This window comes from Amycolatopsis sp. 2-15 (genome assembly GCF_030285625.1).
Classification (GTDB): domain Bacteria; phylum Actinomycetota; class Actinomycetes; order Mycobacteriales; family Pseudonocardiaceae; genus Amycolatopsis; species Amycolatopsis carbonis.
Window position 1 is genome coordinate 7,549,743 of the sequence record NZ_CP127294.1, and the last position, 21,146, is coordinate 7,570,888.

1 protein-coding gene and 1 pseudogene are annotated in these 21,146 nt (G+C 71.6%); both read right to left on the reverse strand.

All coding sequences use genetic code 11. The annotated features are described in order from the left end of the window. Positions 1–11: 11 nt before the first annotated feature. Positions 12–10,064 (reverse strand): type I polyketide synthase, encoded by a 10,053-nt coding sequence (locus QRX50_RS37415; RefSeq protein ID WP_285967791.1) that lies wholly within the window; start codon positions 10,062–10,064, stop codon positions 12–14. Positions 10,065–10,336: 272 nt separating this feature from the next. Next, positions 10,337–21,061, reverse strand: a pseudogene (locus QRX50_RS37420) (SDR family NAD(P)-dependent oxidoreductase); the annotation flags it as partial. Positions 21,062–21,146 lie beyond the last annotated feature (85 nt).

Here is a 21,146-nt window from a genome sequence, read left to right on the forward strand (position 1 = left end):
CTCCTCCGAAGTCAGGAAATCCCGAATTCCTTGCCCATGAGTTCGAACAGCTGGTCGTCGGTGGCCTCGTCCAGGGCCGCGCCGGATTCCGGCTCTTCGGACCGCCATTCGCTCAGCAGCTGCTGCAACCGGTCGGTGATCAGCGCTCGCTCGGACACGTCCACCTCGACGGAGCGCAGGTCCGATTCCAGTGCTGCCACCTTGCCCAGCAGAACCGAGTTCTCGGGCCGGCCGGCCTCGCCGAGCAGCTCTTCGAGCAGGTGCTGGGCGAGGTCGGTGGGGGTCGGGTAGTCGAAAACGAGAGTCCGGGGCAGATCCAGCCCCGTGGCCATGCTCAGGATGTTGCGCAGCTCGACCGCGGTGAGCGAGTCGAAGCCCAGATCACGGAACGCCCGGTTCTCCGGGATCGGAACAGAATCGGTGTAGCCGAGCACGGCCGCGAGCTGGATCCGCACGAGGTCGAGGACCGCCCGCACCTGGTCAGCGTGGGACAGGCCGGTCAACCGGCTCCGCAGCCGGACCGCCGGGTCGAGAGCAAGACCGGCTTCCGGTTGCGCCGCCGACTGGTTCACCTCGGGCAGATCGCCGAGCAGCGCGCTCGGCCGGGCCGCGGTGAAGATGGCCAGGAACTGCTTCCAGTCCACATCGGCAATCACGGCGCTGGTGTCGCCGCGTTCGAGCGCCCGGCGCATTCCCTCCACGGCCATGGCCGGCGAGATCCCGATCAGGTCGAAGGTGCGAAGGCTGCGCCGCGTCGCGCCCTCTCCGCGGCCGTCGCAGGCAATGGACGTGGCGGGAAGTCCTCGCGCCCGGCGGTGGTGAGCCAGCCCGTCGAGGTACGCGCCGGCCGCCGCATACGTGCCGAGCCCGACCCCGCCCACGGTCCCGATGACCGACGAGACCATCACGAACATCGCCAGGTTCAGCTCCGCGGTGAGCTCGTGCAGCACCACGGCGGCATCGACCTTCGGCCGGAACACCGTGGCCAGCTCCTCGCGGGTCACGCCGTCGATGGTCCCGCCCTGCAACACGGCGGCCGTGTGCACGACCCCCGCCAACGGGTACTCCGCGGGAATCGCGGCGATCGTCTTCGCCATCGCTTCCCGGTCGGCGGCGTCGCCCGCCACGAAGGTCACCCGCGCGCCGAGCGCATCCAGCTCCGCCGCCAGATCCTGCGCACCCGGTGCGAGTGATCCCCGGCGGCTGACGAGCACGAGGTGCGGCACCCCGCCCGTGGCCAGCCACCGGGCGGTCTGGGCACCCAGCGCGCCCGTCGCACCCGTGACCAGCACACTCCCGCCGGTGGGAAACTCCCACGTGGGGTCCTGGACCGGATCGATCGCCCGGTGAACCAGCCGCCGGGCCCAGAGCCCCGACGGACGCACCGCCAGCTGGTCCTCCTGCCCGCCGCCGGACACCAGGACCTCCACGACCTGCTCGGCTACGGTGTCCGGATCGGCGACATCGGGGGCATCGGGGACGTCGATCAGGCCGCCCCAGCGCTGGGCGTGTTCCACCGCCGCGGTCCGGCCCCAGCCCCACACCGCGGCCTGCGCCGGCCGCGAAACCTCCCGCGAGTCGTCGACGGCGACCGCGCCCCGGGTCACACACCATGTCGGCGCCGGCACAGCGGCGTCTCCCAGCGCCTGAATCAGCACTGCCGTCAGCGTCAGTCCCACCGGGACGCGACTGTCCTCATCGGACGTTTCGTCCTGCCAAGCCAGGAATGACACCACGCCGGTCGGCTCCTCGCCGGTGTGCTCCCCGAGCGTCTTGATCCGCGCGGCCAGCGCTTCCCGGTCGGCGTCGTCCGGCTCGACCACCGTCGTGGTCACCGTCCCCCCCGCGCCGGCCAGCTGCCGGTTCAGGCCGGCGATCACCGGTGAGCCGGCGTGCCCGGCCGGCACGAACAGCCACCACGAACCGGTTGTCCCCGTCGGCTCCGGCTGCGACACCGGTGCCCACGTGACCTCGTACCCGGCACCGGCCAACGTGGCTTGGTCCTCCTGCCGTCGGCGCCAGGACGACAAAGCCGGCAACAGCGGTGCCAACGACGATTCCTCGAGGGCCAGCTCGGCCGCGAGCCGGGTGGCGTCCCCCTCGTCGACAGCGGCCCAGAACTCGGCGTCCACCTCCGATCCCGGGTGGACAGTGTCCGGCTCCGCCGGGATCTCGGGCCAGTAGCGCTGGTGCTGGAACGCGTACGTCGGCAGGTCGACCGTGCGCCCTCCGGAGAAGACCGCGGACCAGTCGACCTCCACTCCCGCGGTCTGCAGAGTGGCCAGCGAGGTCAGCAGCCGGTGCGCGGTTCCCTGGCCGCGACGCAGGGTGCCGGTCACGACGGCTCCCGCCGCGACGGCCTCGGCGGTCTCGCCGAGGGGGACGGTCGTGACCGGGTGCGCGCTCACCTCGACGAAGGCGTGGTGCCCCTCGGCGAGCAAGGTCCGCACGGCGGGTTCGAACAGCACGGGCCGCAGCGCGTTCCGGTACCAGTATTCGGCGTCCAGCTCGGCACCGTCCAGCCAGGTCGCGTGCACGGTGGAGAAGAACCTGAGGTCCCCGCTGCGCGGCGCGACCGGCGCGAGCAGCTCCAGCAACTGCTCCCGGTACGGTGCCACGCGTTCGCAGTGCGTCGGAATCGACGCCGGTACCCAGCGGGCCCGGATTCCAGCGGCCTGACAGTCCGCCATGAACCGGCGCAGTGTCTCGGTGTCACCGGCGACGCCGACCGAGGTGGGCCCGTTGATCCCCGCGATGGCGAGGCCGTCGACGAGGCGCTGCCGGACTTCGTCCACCGGCAGGGACACCAGGGCCACACCGCCGTCGCCGACCATCGCGGAAAGCACCTGGCTGCGCACGGCGATCACGCGGGCACCGTCCTCGAGGGACAGCGCGCCGGCGAAACAGGCGGCGGCGATTTCGCCCTGGCTGTGCCCGATCACGGCGTCCGGTTCGACCCCGTAGGACCGCCACACCTTCGCCAGCGAGAGGTTCATCGCCCACAGCACGGGCTGGACCACGTCGAGACGCTCCAGCATCTCCGCGCTGTCGGTACCGGTGAGCAGATCGGTCAACGACCAGGAAATCCACGGCGCCAAGGCGTCCTGACACTCCTGAATGGACTCCCGGAAAACCACCGACGTCTCCAGCAGCTCCCGGCCCATCCCGGCCCACTGCGAACCCTGACCGGGGAACACGAACACCAGTCCCCCGGACCCCGTCACCTCACCCGTCACCACAGCCGGTCCCGGCTCGCCCGCGGCGAGCGCCCGCAGCCCGGACAACGCCTCCTCCCGATCGGCGGCCACCACCGCCGCGCGGTGATCGAACGCCGAGCGTGTCGTGGCCAGCGACCACGCCACGTCGGACACGACCAGATCGGCGTGACGTTCGACGAACTCGACCAGCCGGGCCGCCTGCTCCCGCACCGCCGGCGCGGACTGCCCCGAAACCACGACCGGCACCGGTACATCCGTGACGGCGGTGGCCGCCGGTTCCTCCTGCACAGGCGCCTGTTCCAGGATGATGTGGGCGTTGGTGCCGCTGATCCCGAACCCCGACACACCCGCGCGCCGCGGCCGTCCGGTCTCCGGCCACGGGATCTGCTCGGTCAACACCCGCACCCCACCGTCGGCCCAATCCACGTGCGTGGTGGGCTCGTCCACGTGCAGAGTCCGCGGCAGGACGCCGTGCCTGATGGCCTGGACCATCTTGATGATCCCGGCGGCTCCGGCCGCGGCCTGGGCGTGGCCGATGTTGGACTTCACCGACCCGATCCACACCGGATGGCCGTCCTCGCGCCCCTGCCCCACCGTCGCCAGCAACGCGTGTGCCTCGATCGGATCACCCAGCCGCGTGCCCGTGCCGTGCGCCTCCACGGCGTCGATCTCCCCCGGCAACACTCCGGCACGGGCCAGCGCGTCCTTGATCACCCGCCGCTGGGAAGACCCGTTCGGCGCGGTCAACCCGTTCGACGCGCCGTCCTGGTTCATCGCCGAGCCCCGTACGACCGCGAGCACCCGGTGCCCGCGTTCCCGCGCCGTCGACAACCGCTCGACCGCGAGCACACCGACACCTTCGGCGAACCCGGTGCCGTCCGCCGTCTCGGCGAACGCCTTGCACCGCCCGTCCACCGACAGCACCTTCTGCCGGCTCAGGCCGACGAAGACCCGCGGCTGGGACATCACGGAGACGCCGGCGACGACCGCCATGTCGCACTCACCGGCCCGCAACGACTGCGTGGCCAGGTGCAAGGCCACCAGCGACGACGAGCACGCCGTGTCGATCGTGACCGCGGGACCTTCCAGCCCCAGCGCATAGGCGATCCGCCCGGACATCACGCTCGAGGTGCTGCCGGTCAGCAGGTGGGCTTCCAGCTCGTCCCTGAGCGAGCTCTTCTCGTCCAGGTAGCCGTAGTGGGAGGCGCCGACGAAAACACCGGTGCGGCTTCCCTTGAGCGTACGAGGATCGATACCAGCCCGTTCGAGGGCTTCCCAGGTGGTTTCGAGCAGCAGACGTTGCTGCGGGTCCATCGCCAGCGCCTCTCGCGGCGAGATCCCGAAGAACCCGGCGTCGAACTCCGCGGCCTCGTAGAGGAACCCACCCACCAGGGTGTCCGAGTCGCCGTCGCGCAGCGCGGCCAGATCCCAGCCCCGGTCCGTGGGGAAACCGCCGATCACGTCACGGCCGGACGCGACCAGATCCCACAGGTCTTCCGGCGAGCTCACCCCGCCGGGGTAGCGGCAGCCCATCCCCACCAGCACGACCGGGTCGTCGTCGCGGGGCGCCAGGACCGGAGACTCCGCGTCGGTCGCGGCCGGGTCGGCCACCAGGTCCGCGAGCAGGGCCTCGGACAGCAGGGCGGTCGTGGGGTTGTCGAAGGCGATGGTGGGCGGCAGCCGCAGGCCGGTGAGCTCGTTCAAGCGGTTGCGGAGCTCGATCGAGGCCAGCGAGTCCAGGCCCAGGTCCTTCAACGCCTGCGTGGGCTGCACCTGATCCGGCCTCGCGTGGCCGAGCACGGCGGCGACTTCGGCGCGAACCAGCTCGGTCAGCCGGCGGAGCCGGTCGGCCGGCGGCATGGCCGAAAGCCGTTGGGCCAGCGAGGCGCCGGCCGGAGTCGTCGCCGCGGCGACTCGTGCGGGTGTGCGCGTGATGAGGGCGTCGAGCAGGCGGGACGACTGCGCGGACACCGCGGCGCGGTCGAGCCGGGTGGCGGCCAGCACCGGTTCGTGCGCGGACATCGCCCGGTCGAACAGCGCGAGACCCGCCTCGATGCTCATCGGCGGGAACCCGGCACGAGCCATGCGCTGGAGGTCCGCCTCGGACAGCGTGCTGGTCATGCCCGTTTGCTGCGACCAAGCACCCCAGGCCAGTGACACGGCCGGCAGGCCGTGGGCGCGCCGGTGGGAAGCCAGGGCGTCGAGGAACGAGTTGGCCGCCGCGTAGTTGCCCTGGCCGGCCGCACCCAGGAGACCGGCCATGGACGAGAACGTGACGAACGCCGACAAACCGGCGGCTCGGGTCAGGTCGTGCAGGTTCCACGTGCCGCGAACCTTGGGTTCCAGGACCCGCGCGAGTGCTTCGGGCGTCAGGGACGTGATCGTCGCGTCCGCGAGCACCCCCGCGGTCTGCACGACGGCGGTCACCGGATGGGCGGCCAGCACGGCGGCCAGTTCGGCCCGGTCGGCGATGTCGCAGGCCGCGACAGTGACGTCGGCGCCCAGTTCGGTGAGTTCCGTCTGCAGGGCCGCGGCGCCGGGTGCTTCCGGGCCGCGCTTGCTGATCAGGAGCAGCCGCTGGGCGCCGCGTGCGGTCACCAGGTGCCGCGCGAGAGCGGCACCCAGGCCGCCGGTCCCCCCGGTGATGACCACGGTTCCCCGCGCCCACAGGTCCGCCGCCGGCTCCGGCGTCGACGCCGGAACCAGCCGGGGCACGGTGACGCGATTCTCGCGGATCGCGAGCTGCGGTTCCGCCGCGGCGAGAGCCGTGGCCAGCCGGGCTCGGGTCAGCGAGTCGTCGTGGTCGACGAGAGTGAACCGGTTCGGGTGTTCGGTCTGCGCGGACCTGACCAAGCCCCACACCGCGGCGGCGGCGAGATCCGTGACGGGCTCGCTGTCGTCGGTGCTGACGGCGTTGCGGGTCAGGAACACCAGCCGCGCGTCGCTGGACTCCGGCCGGGTCAGCCACGCCTGCACCAGATCGAGCACCGCCGTGGTGACCGCCGGCACCTCGGCGGTGACGTCCTCCCCTCGGCCCCGCACCGGAACCAGCACCACGTCCGGGACGCCGGCGCCGACCAGTTCGTCCAGGCTGCCCACGACGTCCGCGCCAAACGGGTCGTCGGGGAGATCCGCGAGATTCCCGTCCAGCATCACCCAGCTCGCCGAGGGCACCTCGGTGGCCGTCTCCGCGACCGTCCACTCCAGACGGAGCAGCGTGCCCGGTGCGGCCTCGGTCACCTGATCGGCGGTGATCGGTCGCAGCACCAGAGATTCGAGCGTGACCACGGAGGTGCCGACCGGATCGGTGGCCTCGACGGAGACCGTGTCCGGACCGGTCGCCCTCAGCCGGACCCGGAGCGTGGTCGCACCGGCCGCGTGCACGGTGATGCCGGCGAACGAGAACGGCATCCGGCCGCGCTCGACCGGCGCCAGCGGAGCGAACACGCTGGCCTGCAAGGCCGCGTCCAGCAAAGCCGGGTGCAGACCGAACCGGCCGACCTGTTCCCGCGCACTCGAGGGCAAAGCGACCTCGGCGAACACCTCGTTCCCGCGCGTCCAGGCCGATTGGAGGCCTTGGAACACCGGTCCGTAGTCGAAGGCCGATTCCCCGGCCACGCCGGCTTGCTCGTAGAACCCGTCCAGCGCCACCGCGACGGCGTCCGCCGGCGGCCACGCCTGGTCGGCCCAGCCCATCACGGCGTCGGCCGTCGTGGTCGTGACCGTCGCGCTCGCGTGCCGGGTCCACGGCTGATCCGCCGCGGTACGCGAGTACACCGAGACCGGCCGTTCGCCATCGTGCTCAGGCGCACCCACCAGCACCTGCAGATCGATCCCGTCGTGCTCGGGCAGAACCAGCGGCTCGTGCAGAGTGAGGTCGCCGACCCGCGCGCACCCCACCGCCACCCCGGCGTGGCCGACGAGCTCCACAAAAGCCGTTCCCGGAAGGATCACCACCCCGTTCGCGGCGTGGTCGGCCAGCCAGGAATGCGTGTCCACCGACACCCGGCCGCTGAACACCTGACCGTCCACTCCGGGCAACGCGACGCCGGCACCCAGCAACGGATGGTCCACCACATCCAGCCCGGCCGCGCCCACGTCACCCGCGGGCACCACGACACCGGGCCAGAACCGCTCATGCTGGAACGCATACGTCGGCAACCCGACCCGGCGGCCCTCGGCGTTCATCCCTGTGAACACCGCCGGCCAGTCGAGGTCGGCCCCCGCCGTGTGCAGGTGCGCGAGGGCGGTGACGGCTCCGGTGATCTCGTCCTGGTCCTTGCGGACCGCGGGGATCACGGCCGAGTCTTCGGAGTCGAGGGTGGTGTGGATCATCGCCGAAAGGGCGCTGCTCGGCCCGCCTTCGACGAACACGGCGGCGCCTTGGCTGTCCAAGGTGGACACCCCGTCGGCGAAGCGCACCGGTTCGCGGACGTGCCGGACCCAATAGTCCACAGTGGTCACTTCGCGACCGGCCACGGCCCCGGTCAGGTTGGAGACCAACGGGACCACCGGCTCACTGAAGGAAATCCCCCCGATCGCCGCACGGAACCCGTCCAGCATCGGATCCATGCGAGCCGAGTGGAACGCGTGGCTGACGCGCAGCTGCGTGGTCTTGCGCCCCTGGTCCCTCAGCACCGCACCCAGGCCCGCGACCGCGTCCTCGTCTCCGGAGAGCACCACACTGTGCGGAGCGTTGACGGCCGCGATGCAGGCTCCGTCGACGCCGTTCAGCAACGACTCGATGTCGGCTTCGCCGGCCGCGACCGCGAGCATGGCCCCGCCGCCCGGCAAAGCCTGCATCAGATTGGCCCGCGCCGCGACCAGCGTGCACGCGTCCTCAAGAGAGAACACACCGGCCACGTGAGCCGCGCTGATCTCACCGATCGAATGCCCCATCAGAAAATCAGGCCGAACCCCCCACGACTGCAGCAGGCGGAACCACGCGGTCTGCCAGGCAAACAGCGCAGGCTGCGTATAACCCGTCTGATCCAGCAGAGCCGCTTTCGCGGAACCCGCCTCGGCGAACATGACTTCCCGCAACGCCGTCTCGCCCGTCAGCTGCGGGTCCAGCAGCGCGCACACCTCACCCAGCGCCGCGGCGAACACCGGGAACCGGGCCGACAGCTCACGACCCATCCCCGCCCGCTGCGCACCCTGCCCGGAGAACACCACGGCCAGCCGGCCCAGGTCGCGGGCCAGGTTCGACACCACGGCCGAATCGGCCGTGTCGTCGGCCAGCGCCCGCAGGCCCGACAGCACCCCGGCGCGATCCGATGCCACCACGACCGCGCGATGGTCGAAACTCGAGCGGGTCGTCGCCGACGACCACGCCAGATCAGCCACCGTCAGCTCCGGATCGCGGTCCACCCAGGTCGCCAGCCGGTCGGCTTGGTCACGCAGAGCCCGCTCCGACCGGCCCGACACCAGCACCGGCCTCGGCGCGCCGTCATCCGGCGTCGCCGCCAACTCGGCGGACTCGGGTGCCTGCTCGAGAACGACGTGGGCGTTCGTGCCACTGATCCCGAACCCCGACACCCCCGCCCGCCGCGGCCGGCCCGTCTCCGGCCACGGAATCTGCTCGGTGAGCAGCCGCACGTCACCGGCACTCCAGTCCACGTGCGTGCTGGGCCGGTCGACGTGCAGGGTCTTCGGCAGGACGCCGTAGCGCATCGCCTCGACCATCTTGATGACACCCGCCACCCCGGACGCGACCTCGGTGTGCCCGATGTTGGACTTCACCGAGCCGATCCACACGGGACGGCCTTCTTCTCGCCCCTGCCCCAGAGTGGCGAGCAAAGCCTGGGCTTCGATGGGATCCCCGAGCCGGGTGCCGGTGCCGTGGGCCTCGACAGCGTCGATCTCCAGCGGCGACACTCCGGACCGGGCGAGCGCGTCGCGGATGAGGCGTTGCTGCGACGGGCCGCTGGGAGCGGTCAGGCCATTGGACGCGCCGTCCTGGTTCACCGCCGAACCCCGCACCACCGCCAGTACCCGATGGCCGAGCTCCTGCGCGGTGGACAACCGCTCGACCACGATCACGCCGACGCCTTCGGCCCACCCGGTGCCGTCCGCGGCCTCGGCGAACGACTTGCACCGGCCGTCCTCGGCCAGGCCGCCGTGGCGCGTGAACTCGACGAACACGTCCGGTGTGGACATGACCGTCACGCCGCCCACCAGCGCCAGATCGCTTTCGCCCAGCCGCAGGGACTGCGCGGCCAGATGCAACGCGACCAGCGAGGACGAGCTCGCGGTGTCCACGGTGACGGAAGGTCCTTCCAGCCCCAGCAGGTAGGAGATGCGCCCCGACAGCACACTCGACGTGCCGCCGGTCAGCCGGTAACCCTCGAGGCCCGGGGCCTTGGCGGTCTTCTCCTCCAGGTAACTGCGAGTGGTGCCGCCGACGAAGACGCCGGTCCGCGACTCCTTCAGCGATCCGGCCGGAATCCCGGCTCGTTCGAGCGCTTCCCACGCCGTTTCCAGCAGAATTCGCTGCTGCGGGTCCATCGCGAGCGCTTCGCGCGGCGAGATCCCGAAGAACGCGGCATCGAACTGTGTGGCGTCGTAGACGAACCCGCCCAGCTGGGTCGCCGAACCACCGTTGCGCAACGCGGCCAGGTCCCAGCCACGGTCCGTGGGGAAACCCGCGATCGCGTCACGGCCGGAAACCACCACGTCCCATAGGTCGTCCGGTGAATTCACCTCACCCGGGAAACGGCACGCCATCCCGACGATGGCGAGCGGTTCCCGCGTCGCCGACTCGACTTCGGTGAGCTGCCGGCGAGTCTGGAGCAGCTCTTCGGTGGCCCGCTTGAGGTAGTCGCGAAGCTTTTCTACGTCTGACATGGATTTCCCGCACTCCTGTTTCTGTCGGCCTCGCGGACTCAGTGCCCCAGCTGGTCGTCGAGCATGGCGAAAAGGTCTTCGTCGGATGCCGTGTCCACTGAGGACTGCGGCGACTCCGAGGTCGTGGGGGCCTCGTCGATCCGGCCCAGGAGCGCCCTCAGCCGCTTCCGCAGCATCGGCCGCGCCGTCGCGTCGAGCGCGACGGTCAGGAAGGTGGTCTCAAGCGCGTCCAGCTGGGTGGTCACCGATCCCGTGACCGCGACGGCCACCGTGGTGGTCCCGATCAGCTCCGCGACGAGGTGACCGGCCAGGACCTCCGGGTTCGGATTGTCGAACGCGATGGTGGTGGGCAACCGTAGCCCGGTGGCTTCGTTGAGCCGGTTGCGCAGCTCGATGGAGGTGAGCGAGTCCATGCCGATGTCCTTGAACGCCTGGGTGGGCCGGACGTCATCCGGCGTCGTGTGTCCGAGCACGGCGGCGACCTGACCACGGACCAGGTCCGTCATCGTCCGGATCCGGTCGGTCGGGGTCAGGGTCGCGAGCCGGTCGGCCAGTCGCGGCCCGGTCTCGGGCTCGGTCGGCGTGCCGGCCGGCTCGGGCCGGCGCACCACGAGATCCTCCAGCAGCCGCGACGGCTGGGCGGCCGCCGCGACGCGGTCGAGCCGGACGGGTGCCACGATCGGCTCGTCGACGGTCATGGCCCGGTCGAACAGGGCCAGGCCGTTGTCGATGCTCATGGCCGGGAATCCCGTGCGGGCGAGGCGCCGAAGGTCCGTATCGGACAGTGCGCTGGCCAAGCCCACGTCGGAAGTCCAGGTGCCCCAGTCCATCGACACGGCCGGCAGGCCACCGGCCCGCCGATGCCGGGCCAGGGCGTCCAGGAACGTGTTGGCGGCGGCGTAGTTGCCCTGCCCGGGCGTGCCCATGACGCCGGCCATCGCGGAGAACAGTACGAACGCCGACAGTTCGTCGCCCTGCGTCAGCTCGTGCAGGTTCCACGCGCCCCGCACCTTGGGCTCGAACACGCGGCCGACCGCTTCCGGCGTCAGCGACTCGATCGTGCCGTCCGCGACCACCACAGCCGTGTGGACGACCGCCGACACCGGGCGCACCGCGTCGAGCGCTTCGGCCAGCCGAGCGCGGTCGGCGATGTCGCAGGCCGTGATCGTGACCTCGGCACCCAGACCGGTCAGTTCGGCCCGCAGCTCCGCCGCGCCCGGGGCGTCGTGTCCCCGCCGGTTGAGCAGCAACAACCGGTTCGCCCGGCCACCTGCGACCAGGTGCCGCGCCAGCGCGGCACCCAGCCCGCCGGTCCCGCCGGTGATGACCACGGTGCCCTGGTCCCAGCGGACCGGCGCCGCCGGCTCCTGCTCACGCGCAGGTGCCAGTCGCGGGACCGCGACCCGGTGGGCGCGGATCGCCAGCTGCGGTTCCCCGGTGGCCAGGGCTTCGGCCAGCAAGCCGGCGGAAAGCGGATGACGATCGTGGTCGACGAGCGTGAACCGGCCCGGGTGCTCGGCCTGCGCCGACTTCACCAGGCCCCAGATCGCGGCCGCAGCGAGATCGGTCGTGGACTCGGCGCTCACCGCGTCACGCGTGAGGAACACCAATCGAATCCCGGAAAACTCGGTTTTCGCCAGCCACTGCTGCAGCAGACCCAGTACCTCGACGGTGGTGGCCTGCACCGCGGCGGTCACGTCGCCGTCCGGACCGTGGACCGGCACCAGCAGCGCGTCCGGGGCCCGGTCACCGGTGTCGAGCTGCTTGCCCAGCTCGACGAGGTCGTCCACCACCCGTGACACGCCCAGCTCGCCGGGCAGGGTCGAGACCCCGTTGTGGTGGTCGTCGAGCAGCCACCAGGTTCGCGGTGCTGCACCGGCACCCGTCGGGTCGGGCTCGGTGGTCCAGTCCAGGTTCAGCACCAGGTCTTCCACCCGCGGTCCCTGGACGGGGTGTGCCGTGATCTCCGGCCAGTAGCGCCGGCGCTGGAACGCGTAGGTGGGCAGATCGACCCGCCTCCCGCCGGCGCCGATTCCGGCGAAGACCGCGGCCCAGTCGAGGTCGATTCCCTCCGCGTAGAGGCTGGCGAGTGAGGTCAGGGCCCGGTGCCGCGACCCCTGGTCACGGCGCAACGTGCCGGTCACGACGGCCGGTGTCCCGGCCGCCTCCGCGGTTTCGGTGAGTGGAACCGTGGTCACCGGGTGCGGGCTCACCTCGATGAACGCCCGGTACCCGTCGGCCAGCAAGGCCCGTACGGCGGGTTCGAAGCCCACGGTCCGGCGGAGGTTGCGGTACCAGTAGCCCGCGTCGAGTTCCGTGCCGTCCAGCCACTTCTCGTCCACTGTGGAGAAGAACTTCACGCCGGGCGTGCGGGGCGTGATCGGCGCCAGCTTCTCGAGCACCTGGTCCCGGACCTGCTCGACTTCCGGGGAATGCGAGGCGTAGTCCACTTCGATCCGCCGCGCCCGGATGTCGTGGCCAGTCAGTTCGTTCTGCAGGTGCGCCAAGGCCGCCGTGTCGCCTGCGACGACCACGGAGGTCGGGGCGTTGACCGCGGCGAGCGAGAGCTGACCGTCGTAGCGGACCAGCCATTCCCGAACGTCGTCCTGCGACAGCGCGACCGAGAGCATTCCGCCGTGCCCGGCCAACACTCGCAGTGCCTGCGCGCGCAGGGCGACCACACGGGCGCCGTCTTCCAGCGAGAGGGCTCCGGCGACGCAGGCGGCCGCGATTTCGCCTTGGCTGTGTCCGATCACGGCGGCCGGTTCGACCCCGTGGGACCGCCACAGCTTCGCCAGCGAAACGTTCATCGCCCACAACGCCGGCTGGACCACGTCGACCCGTTCCAGCAGGTCCGCACGGTCGAGGACGTCGGTCAACGACCAGGAAATCCACGGCGCCAACGCGTCCTGACACTCCTGAATGGACTCCCGGAAAACCGCCGACGTCTCCAGCAGCTCCCGGCCCATCCCGGCCCACTGCGAACCCTGACCGGGGAACACGAACACCACGCCCCCGGACACCCGCGCCTCCCCGGTCACGGCAGTCGGACCAGGCTCCCCTGCGGCAAGCGCCCGCAAGCTCGACAACGCCTCCTGCCGATCGGCGGCCACCACCACGGCACGGTGGTCGAAGGCCGACCGGGTCAGCGCCGCCGACCAGGCCACATCGGCCAGGGCCGCATCGCCATCGCCGTCGAGGAGCTCGGCCAGCCGGGCGGCCTGCCCCCGCACCGCGGGCACGGACTGCCCCGAGAGCACGAGCGGCACGGGCGCGGTGATGCCGGCGGGTTCGACTTCCGGCTGCTCGGGTGCTTGTTCGAGCACGACGTGGGCGTTGGTGCCGCTGATCCCGAACCCGGACACACCCGCGCGCCGCGGCCGTCCGGTCTCCGGCCACGGGATCTGCTCGGTCAACACCCGCACCCCACCGGCAGCCCAATCCACGTGCGTGGTGGGCTCGTCCACGTGCAGAGTCCGCGGCAGAATCCCGTGCCGCATCGCCTGGACCATCTTGATGATCCCGGCGACACCGGCCGCGGCCTGCGTGTGCCCGATGTTCGACTTCACCGACCCCAACCACACCGGCCGATCCTCCTCGCGGCCCTGGCCGAGAGTGGCCAGCAACGCCTGCGCTTCGATGGGATCACCCAGCCGCGTACCCGTGCCGTGCGCCTCCACAGCGTCGATCTCCCCCGCGGACACCCCCGCCCGAGCCAACGCGTCCTTGATCACCCGCTGCTGCGACGGGCCATTCGGCGCCGTCAACCCATTCGACGCGCCATCCTGGTTCACCGCCGAACCCCGCACCACCGCCAGCACCCGGCGACCCGCCGCCCGAGCCGACGACAACCGCTCGACCGCGAGCACACCGACCCCTTCGGAGAACCCGGCACCGTCGGCCGTCTCGGCGAACGCCTTGCACCGGCCGTCCACTGACAGCGCGCCTTGCCGGGTGAAGTCGAGGAACAACTCCGCCGTGGACATCACGGTGACACCGCCGGCCAGCGCCAGCTCGCACTCACCCGACAGCAGCGACTGCGCGGCCCAGTGCAGCGCCACCAGCGACGACGAACACGCCGTGTCGACGGTGATCGCGGGGCCTTCGAGGCCGAGCAGGTACGCGACGCGGCCCGACAGCACGCTGGACGAGCTGCCGGTGAGCAAGTAGCCCTCGAGGTCTTCGCGGACCTGCATCGACGCGTGGATGTAGTCCTGGATGCTCGAGCCGACGAAAACACCGGTCCGGGTGCCGCGCAGCGAGGCGGGCTTGATCCCCGCCCGCTCCAGCGCTTCCCACGCGGTTTCGAGCAGCAGACGTTGCTGCGGGTCCATCGCGAGTGCTTCACGCGGTGAGATCCCGAAGAACCCGGCGTCGAACTCGGCCACCTCGTCGAGGAAACCGCCCAGCCGGGTCGTCGAACCCCCGGCACGCAGGCCCGCCAGGTCCCAGCCCCGGTCGGCCGGGAACTCCGAGATGGCGTCGCCGCCGGAAGCGACCAGACTCCACAGGTCTTCCGGCGAGCTCACCCCGCCGGGGAACCGGCAGCCCATGCCGACCACGACGATCGGGTCGTCGTCCGACGGAACCCGCGCCGGGGCAAGGGCCGCGGGCTCGTCCGCGCCGTCGCCCGAGAGCTCGTCGAGCAGGTGCCGGGCGAGGTCGGTGGGGGTCGGATAGTCGAAAACCAGAGTCCGGGGCAGATCCAGCCCCGTGGCCATGCTCAGGATGTTGCGCAACTCCACCGCCGTGAGCGAGTCGAAACCCAGATCACGAAACGCCCGATTCTCCGGAATCGGATCGGAGTCGCCGTACCCGAGAATCGCCGCCAGCTGTACCCGCACCAGGTCGAGCACCACGCGAACCTGGTCGGCGTGAGCCAGCCCGGCGAGCCGGGTCCGCAGCCGCACGGCCGGGTCGAGGGCCAGCTTCGCCCCGCTGTCGTCCTGGTCCGTTGTGGACTGACGGGTTTCCGGGAGGTCGCCGAGCAAGGCGCTGGGCCGCGCGGCCGTGAACACGCTGAGGTACTGCTTCCAGTCCACGTCGGCGATCACGGCGGTGGCGTCGCCGCGCTCGAGCACCCGGCGCAGGCCTTCCAGCGCCGGAGCGGGCGCCATGGTGATCATGCCGAAGCGGCGCAGGTTCTGCTGTGCCGCGGTCGCGGACGCCAGACCGTCGCCCGCCCACGTCCCCCACGCGATCGAGGTCGCGGGAAGTCCCTGGGCCCGGCGGTACTGGGCGAGCCCGTCGAGGTAGGCGTTGGCGGCCGCATACGTGCTGAGCCCGACACCGCCGAGGGTGGCGCTGATCGAGGAGAACATCACGAACATCGCCAGGTCCAGGTCCCGGGTGAGCTCGTGCAGCACCACGGCGGCGTCGACCTTGGGCCGGAACACCGTGGCCAGCTGCTCACCGGTCACGGTTTCGATGATCCCGTCGTCGACGACCACGGCGGTGTGCACGACCCCCGCCAGCGGATACTCCGCGGGAACCCCGGCGATCACCTCCGCCATCGCTTCCCGGTCGGCCGCGTCGCAAGCCACCACCGTCACCCTGGCCCCGAGCCCCGTCAGCTCCGCTTCCAGGTCCCGCGCACCATCGGCCTGGAGGCCTTGCCGGCTGAGGAGCACGAGGTGCGGGACGCCGCTGGTGGCCAGCCACCGGGCGACGTGACCGCCCAACGCACCGGTACCGCCGGTGACGAGAACGGTGCCCGCGACCGGAACCTCCCACTCCGGCACGTCGGCCGGGGTGAGGGCGCGACGGGCGAGCCGTCGGGCCCAGGTCCCGGATGGACGGATCGCGAGCTGGTCTTCCGTGCTGCCGCCGGACATCAGGACCTGCGCCAAGCGTGCGGTCAGGATCGCGTCGGGTTCGCCGGCGGGCACGTCGATCAGGCCGCCCCAGCGCCGGGGATACTCCACCGCCGCGGTCCGGCCCCACCCCCAGACCGCCGTCTGGGCCGGGTGGGACACCTCCGCGAGGTCGGCCACACTGACCGCGCCACGGGTCACGGACCACACCGGGGCCTGGATCGAGGCGTCACCCAGGGCCTGCAGGAGCGTGGCCGTGAGGGTCAGCCCCAGCGAGACCTCGGAGCCCTGGGCGACCGGGATGTCGTGCCAGGCCAGGAAAGACACCACCCCGGTCGGCACGGCCAGTTCGCCGATCCTCGCGGCGAGCGCCGCCCGGTCGGTCCGCTCGGCCGGCACCACCACCAGATCCGCCGTCGCGCCGGCGCCGGCCAGCTCCTGGCGCAACCCGGTGATCAACGGCGATTCCTCGTACCCGGCCGGCGCGATCAGCCACCACGAACCGGGCGTCCGGGGCGAGGCCGGCTGCGGGGCCGGCGTCCAGACGACGTCGTAACCCCAGCCGCTCAGCGCCTCCACCGGCGCCGACGCCGGCCAGAAGCGCTGATGCTGGAACGCGTACGTGGGCAGCTCGACCCGTCGGCCCTCGGCCCCGAACACCCGGGTCCAGTCCACCTTCACCCCGGCCGTGTGCAGAGTCGCCAGCGAGGTCAGCATGCGCCGCAACGACCCTTGGTCGCGGCGCAGCGTTCCCGTCACCACCGCGTGCGCGCCGGCGTCCTCCACGGTCTCGGAAAGCGGGACCGTGATCACCGGATGCGCGCTCGTTTCCACGAAGGCCTGGTATCCGTCGGCCAGCAGCGTGCGGACGGCCGGCTCGAACCGGACCGTCTGCCGGAGGTTCCGGTACCAGTAGTCCGCGTCGAGCTCGGTGCCGTCGAGCCAAACCGAGTCCACTGTGGACAAGAACTTCACGTCAGCCGTGCGTGGTGTGATCGGCGCCAAGGCCGCCAGCACCCGATCGCGGACCTGCTCGACGTGGGGAGAGTGCGACGCGTAGTCCACCTCGACGCGACGAGCCCGAATTCCCTGCTCGGTCATCTCGGACCGCAGCCGTTCCAGCACCGTCGCCTCGCCGGCGAGCACGACGGACGCGGCGGCGTTGATCGCGGCAAGCGACACGCGGCCATCGCCACGAGCGAGCCAGTGCCGTACCTCGTCCTGCGACAAGGCGACCGAGAGCATGCCACCCTGTCCGGCGATCTCACGCAGTGCCTGCGCGCGCAGCGCCACCACCCGGGCACCGTCCTCGAGCGAGAGCGCGCCGGCGACGCAGGCGGCCGCGATCTCCCCCTGGCTGTGGCCGACCACTGCCTCCGGATGGATGCCGTAGGAGCGCCACAGCTCGGCCAGCGAAACCATCATCGCCCACAACACCGGCTGGACCACGTCCACCCGCTCGGCCAGCTCGGCGTGGTCGCCGGTGAGGACTTCGGTCAGTGACCAGGTCACCCACGGCGCCAACGCTTCCTGGCACTTCAGGATCCATTCCCGGAAGACGGGTGAGGTCTCCAGCAGCTCGCGGCCCATGCCAGACCACTGCGAACCCTGACCGGGAAACACGAACACCACACCGCCGGAGCTCGCGGCGACGCCGGTCACCACGGCCGGATCCGCCTCGCCGGCGGCCAGCGCCCGGAGCTTCGGGGCCAGCTCCGCCCGGTCCGCGGCCACCACGACGGCACGGTGGTCGAAGCTGGACCGCGTGGTCGCCAGCGACCACGCGAGATCCGTCACAGCAAGGCCGCGGTCACGGTCCAGCAGGCTCACCAGCCGCGCGGCCTGGTCGCGCACCGCCGAGCCGGAACGGCCACTCACCAACACCGGCACCGGCGCTCCGGTGTCCACTGTGGTCACCCGCTCGGCTTCACCGGGTGCCTGCTCGAGGATCACGTGGGCGTTGGTTCCACTGATGCCGAAGCCCGACACCCCGGCCCGACGCGGGCGGCCGGTCTCCGGCCACGGGATCTGCTCGGTCAACACCCGCACCCCACCGGCAGCCCAATCCACGTGCGTGGTGGGCTCGTCCACGTGCAGAGTCCGCGGCAGAATCCCGTGCCGCATCGCCTGGACCATCTTGATGATCCCGGCGACACCGGCCGCGGCCTGCGTGTGCCCGATGTTCGACTTCACCGACCCCAACCACACCGGCCGATCCTCCTCGCGGCCCTGGCCGAGAGTGGCCAGCAACGCCTGCGCTTCGATGGGATCACCCAGCCGCGTACCCGTGCCGTGCGCCTCCACAGCGTCGATCTCCCCCGCGGACACCCCCGCCCGAGCCAACGCGTCCTTGATCACCCGCTGCTGCGACGGGCCATTCGGCGCCGTCAACCCATTCGACGCGCCATCCTGGTTCACCGCCGAACCCCGCACCACCGCCAGCACCCGGCGACCCGCCGCCCGAGCCGACGACAACCGTTGCACGACGAGGACACCGACGCCCTCACTCCACCCGGTGCCGTCCGCCGACTCGGCGAACGGTTTGCACCGGCCGTCCACCGACAGCCCGTCCTGGCGGGAAAACTCCTCGAAGATGTCCGGTGTGGACATCACGGTGACACCGCCGACGAGCGCCAGATCGCACTCCCCGGACCGCAGGGACTGCGTGGCCCAGTGCAGCGCCACCAGCGACGACGAACACGCCGTGTCGACGGTCACCGCCGGGCCTTCCAACCCGAGCGAGTAGGCGATGCGGCCCGACATCACGCTCGACGTGGTGCCGGTCAGCAGGTAGCCGCCGAGCTCGTCCCTGGCCGCGGTCTTCTCGCGGAGGTAGTCCTGGTGGTAGGCGCCGACGAACACACCGGTCCGGGTCCCACCAACCGAGTCCGGAGTGATCCCGGACCGCTCCAAGGCTTCCCAGGAGACTTCCAGGAGCAGCCGTTGCTGCGGGTCCATGGCCAGCGCTTCGCGGGGCGAGATCCCGAAGAAGTCCGCGTCGAACTCGGGTGCCTCGTAGAGGAACCCGCCCTGCCGGGTCGCCGACGCCCCACCACGCAACGCGGCCAGATCCCACCCACGGTCGGCCGGGAAATCGGAGATCGCGTCCCGGCCGGAGACGACCAGGTCCCACAGGTCTTCCGGCGAGCCGGCCCCGCCGGGGAACCGGCAGCCCATCCCGACGATGACGATCGGGTCGTCGTCAGCGGCCGTGACAGCCGGGGCGGGGGCGGCTTCCTCCTGCCGGAGACCGAGTTCGATCGCGATCCGGTCGGTCAGCTGGGCCGTCGTCGGGTGGTTGAAGATCTCGGTCGCCGGCAGCCGGGTCCCGAAGACCTTGTTCACCCGGTTGCGCAACTCGACCGAAGTCAGGGAGTCCATCCCCAGTTCCTTGAACGCCTGGGCCGGGTCGATGGCGCTCGGCACCGCGTGGCCCAGCACGGCGGCCACCTGGGTGCGGACCAGGTCCGTGAGGGCCCGCGTCCGGTCGGTCGACGTCATGGCCGACAGCCGCCGGAGCACCGAGTCCTCCGAGCCCTCCGAGGCCGCGCCGATCCGGGCCGGTGGCCTGGTGGTGAGGGCGTCGAACAACCGGGAGGACTGGGACGCCGCCGCCTTGCGGTCCAACCGTGTCGCGACGAGCATCGCCCGGTCCGCGGCGACGGCTCGGTCGAACAGCGCGAGCCCCTGGTCGACGGTCATCGGCGGCATCCCCGAACGGGTCAGCCGCTCGAGGTCCACTTCGGACAGGGCGCCGGTCATGCCCGCTTCCGGGGTCCACGCACCCCACGCCACCGACACCGCCGGCCTGCCCTGTCCGTGCCGCACCGAGGCCAGGGCGTCGAGGAAAGCGTTCGCCGCGGCGTAGTTGGCTTGACCGGCGGCGCCCGTGACACCGCCGACGGAGGAGAACAAGACGAACGCCGACAGATCGGTGTCGCGGGTGAGCTCGTGCAGGTTCCACGCGCCCCGCACCTTGGGCTCGAACACGCGGCCGACCGCTTCCGGTGTCAAGGACTCGACGGTCGCGTCCGCCAGGACACCCGCGGTGTGCACCACGGCCGTCACCGGCTGCGCCGCGGCCAGCACCTCGGCCAGCCGGTCGCGGTCCGCGACGTCGCACGCCGCGACCGTGACCTCGGCGCCCAGGCCGATCAGCTCGGCGCCGAGCTCCGCGGCTCCTGGCGCCGACTCCCCTCGCCTGCTGATCAGCACCAGCCTGCGCGCTTCACGCCGTTCGACGAGGTGCCGAGCCAGCACGGCCCCCAACCCGCCGGTCCCACCCGTGATCACCACCGTGCCCCGGGGGTCCGGCGGCCGCGGGATCGTCAGGGCGACCTTCCCGACGTGCTTGGCCTGGCTGACGAACCGGAACGCCTCGGGCGCACGCCGGACGTCCCAGGTCGTGACCGGCAACGTGGTCAAGGCATCCGACGCGAACAACGCGGCCAGCTCGACCAGCATCCGCTGAATCCGGTCCAGGTCGACCTCCATCAGGTCGAACGCCTGATAGGACACGCCCGGATGAGCCGCGGCGACCTCTCGCGCATCACGGAGGTCGGCCTTGCCCATCTCCACGAACCGGCCACCGCGCGCGAGCAGCCGCAGCGACGCGTCCACGAACTCCCCTGTCAGCGAGTTCAGGACGACATCCACACCACGACCTCGCGTCGTCGCCGAGAAACGCTCTTCGAAGTCCACGGTGCGCGACGAGGCGATGTGATCGTCCGGCAGGCCGAGGGAACGCAGCACGTCCCACTTGGCCGGAGCGGCGGTGGCGAAAACCTCGGCGCCGAGGTGCCGGGCCAGCTGGATCGCGGCCATCCCGACGCCGCCGGCACCGGCGTGGATCAGCACCGATTCGCCCGCCCGCAGTCCGGCCAGGTCGCGCAGGCCGTGGCAGGCGGTCAGGAACACCACCGGCGCCGTCGCCGCCTGGGCGAACGACCACGGCCGAGGGATCACGACGAGCGACCGCCGGTCGGTCACCGCCACCGGGCCGAACCCACCGGGCGCGATACCCATGACCCGGTCACCGGGGGTCAGGTCGGTGACGTCCGGGCCCACCTCCGTGACCACGCCGGCGACCTCGAGGCCCAGCGGAACCGGATCGCCCGGATACATGCCGAGCGCGTTGAGCACGTCCCGGAAGTTCAGCCCGGCGACCCGCACCGCGACCCGGACCTGCCCCTGCCCCAGCGGTTCGGCCAGTGACGGCGCCGCCCGCAGGACGAGGTTGTCCACCGTGCCCTTCTCGGACACCTCCAGT

What these genes read in the sequence shown, in the direction of transcription:
- QRX50_RS37415 (WP_285967791.1), bottom strand. Translation starts at nt 10,064, where the DNA reads ATGTCAGACGTAGAAAAGCTTCGCGACTACCTCAAGCGGGCCACCGAA.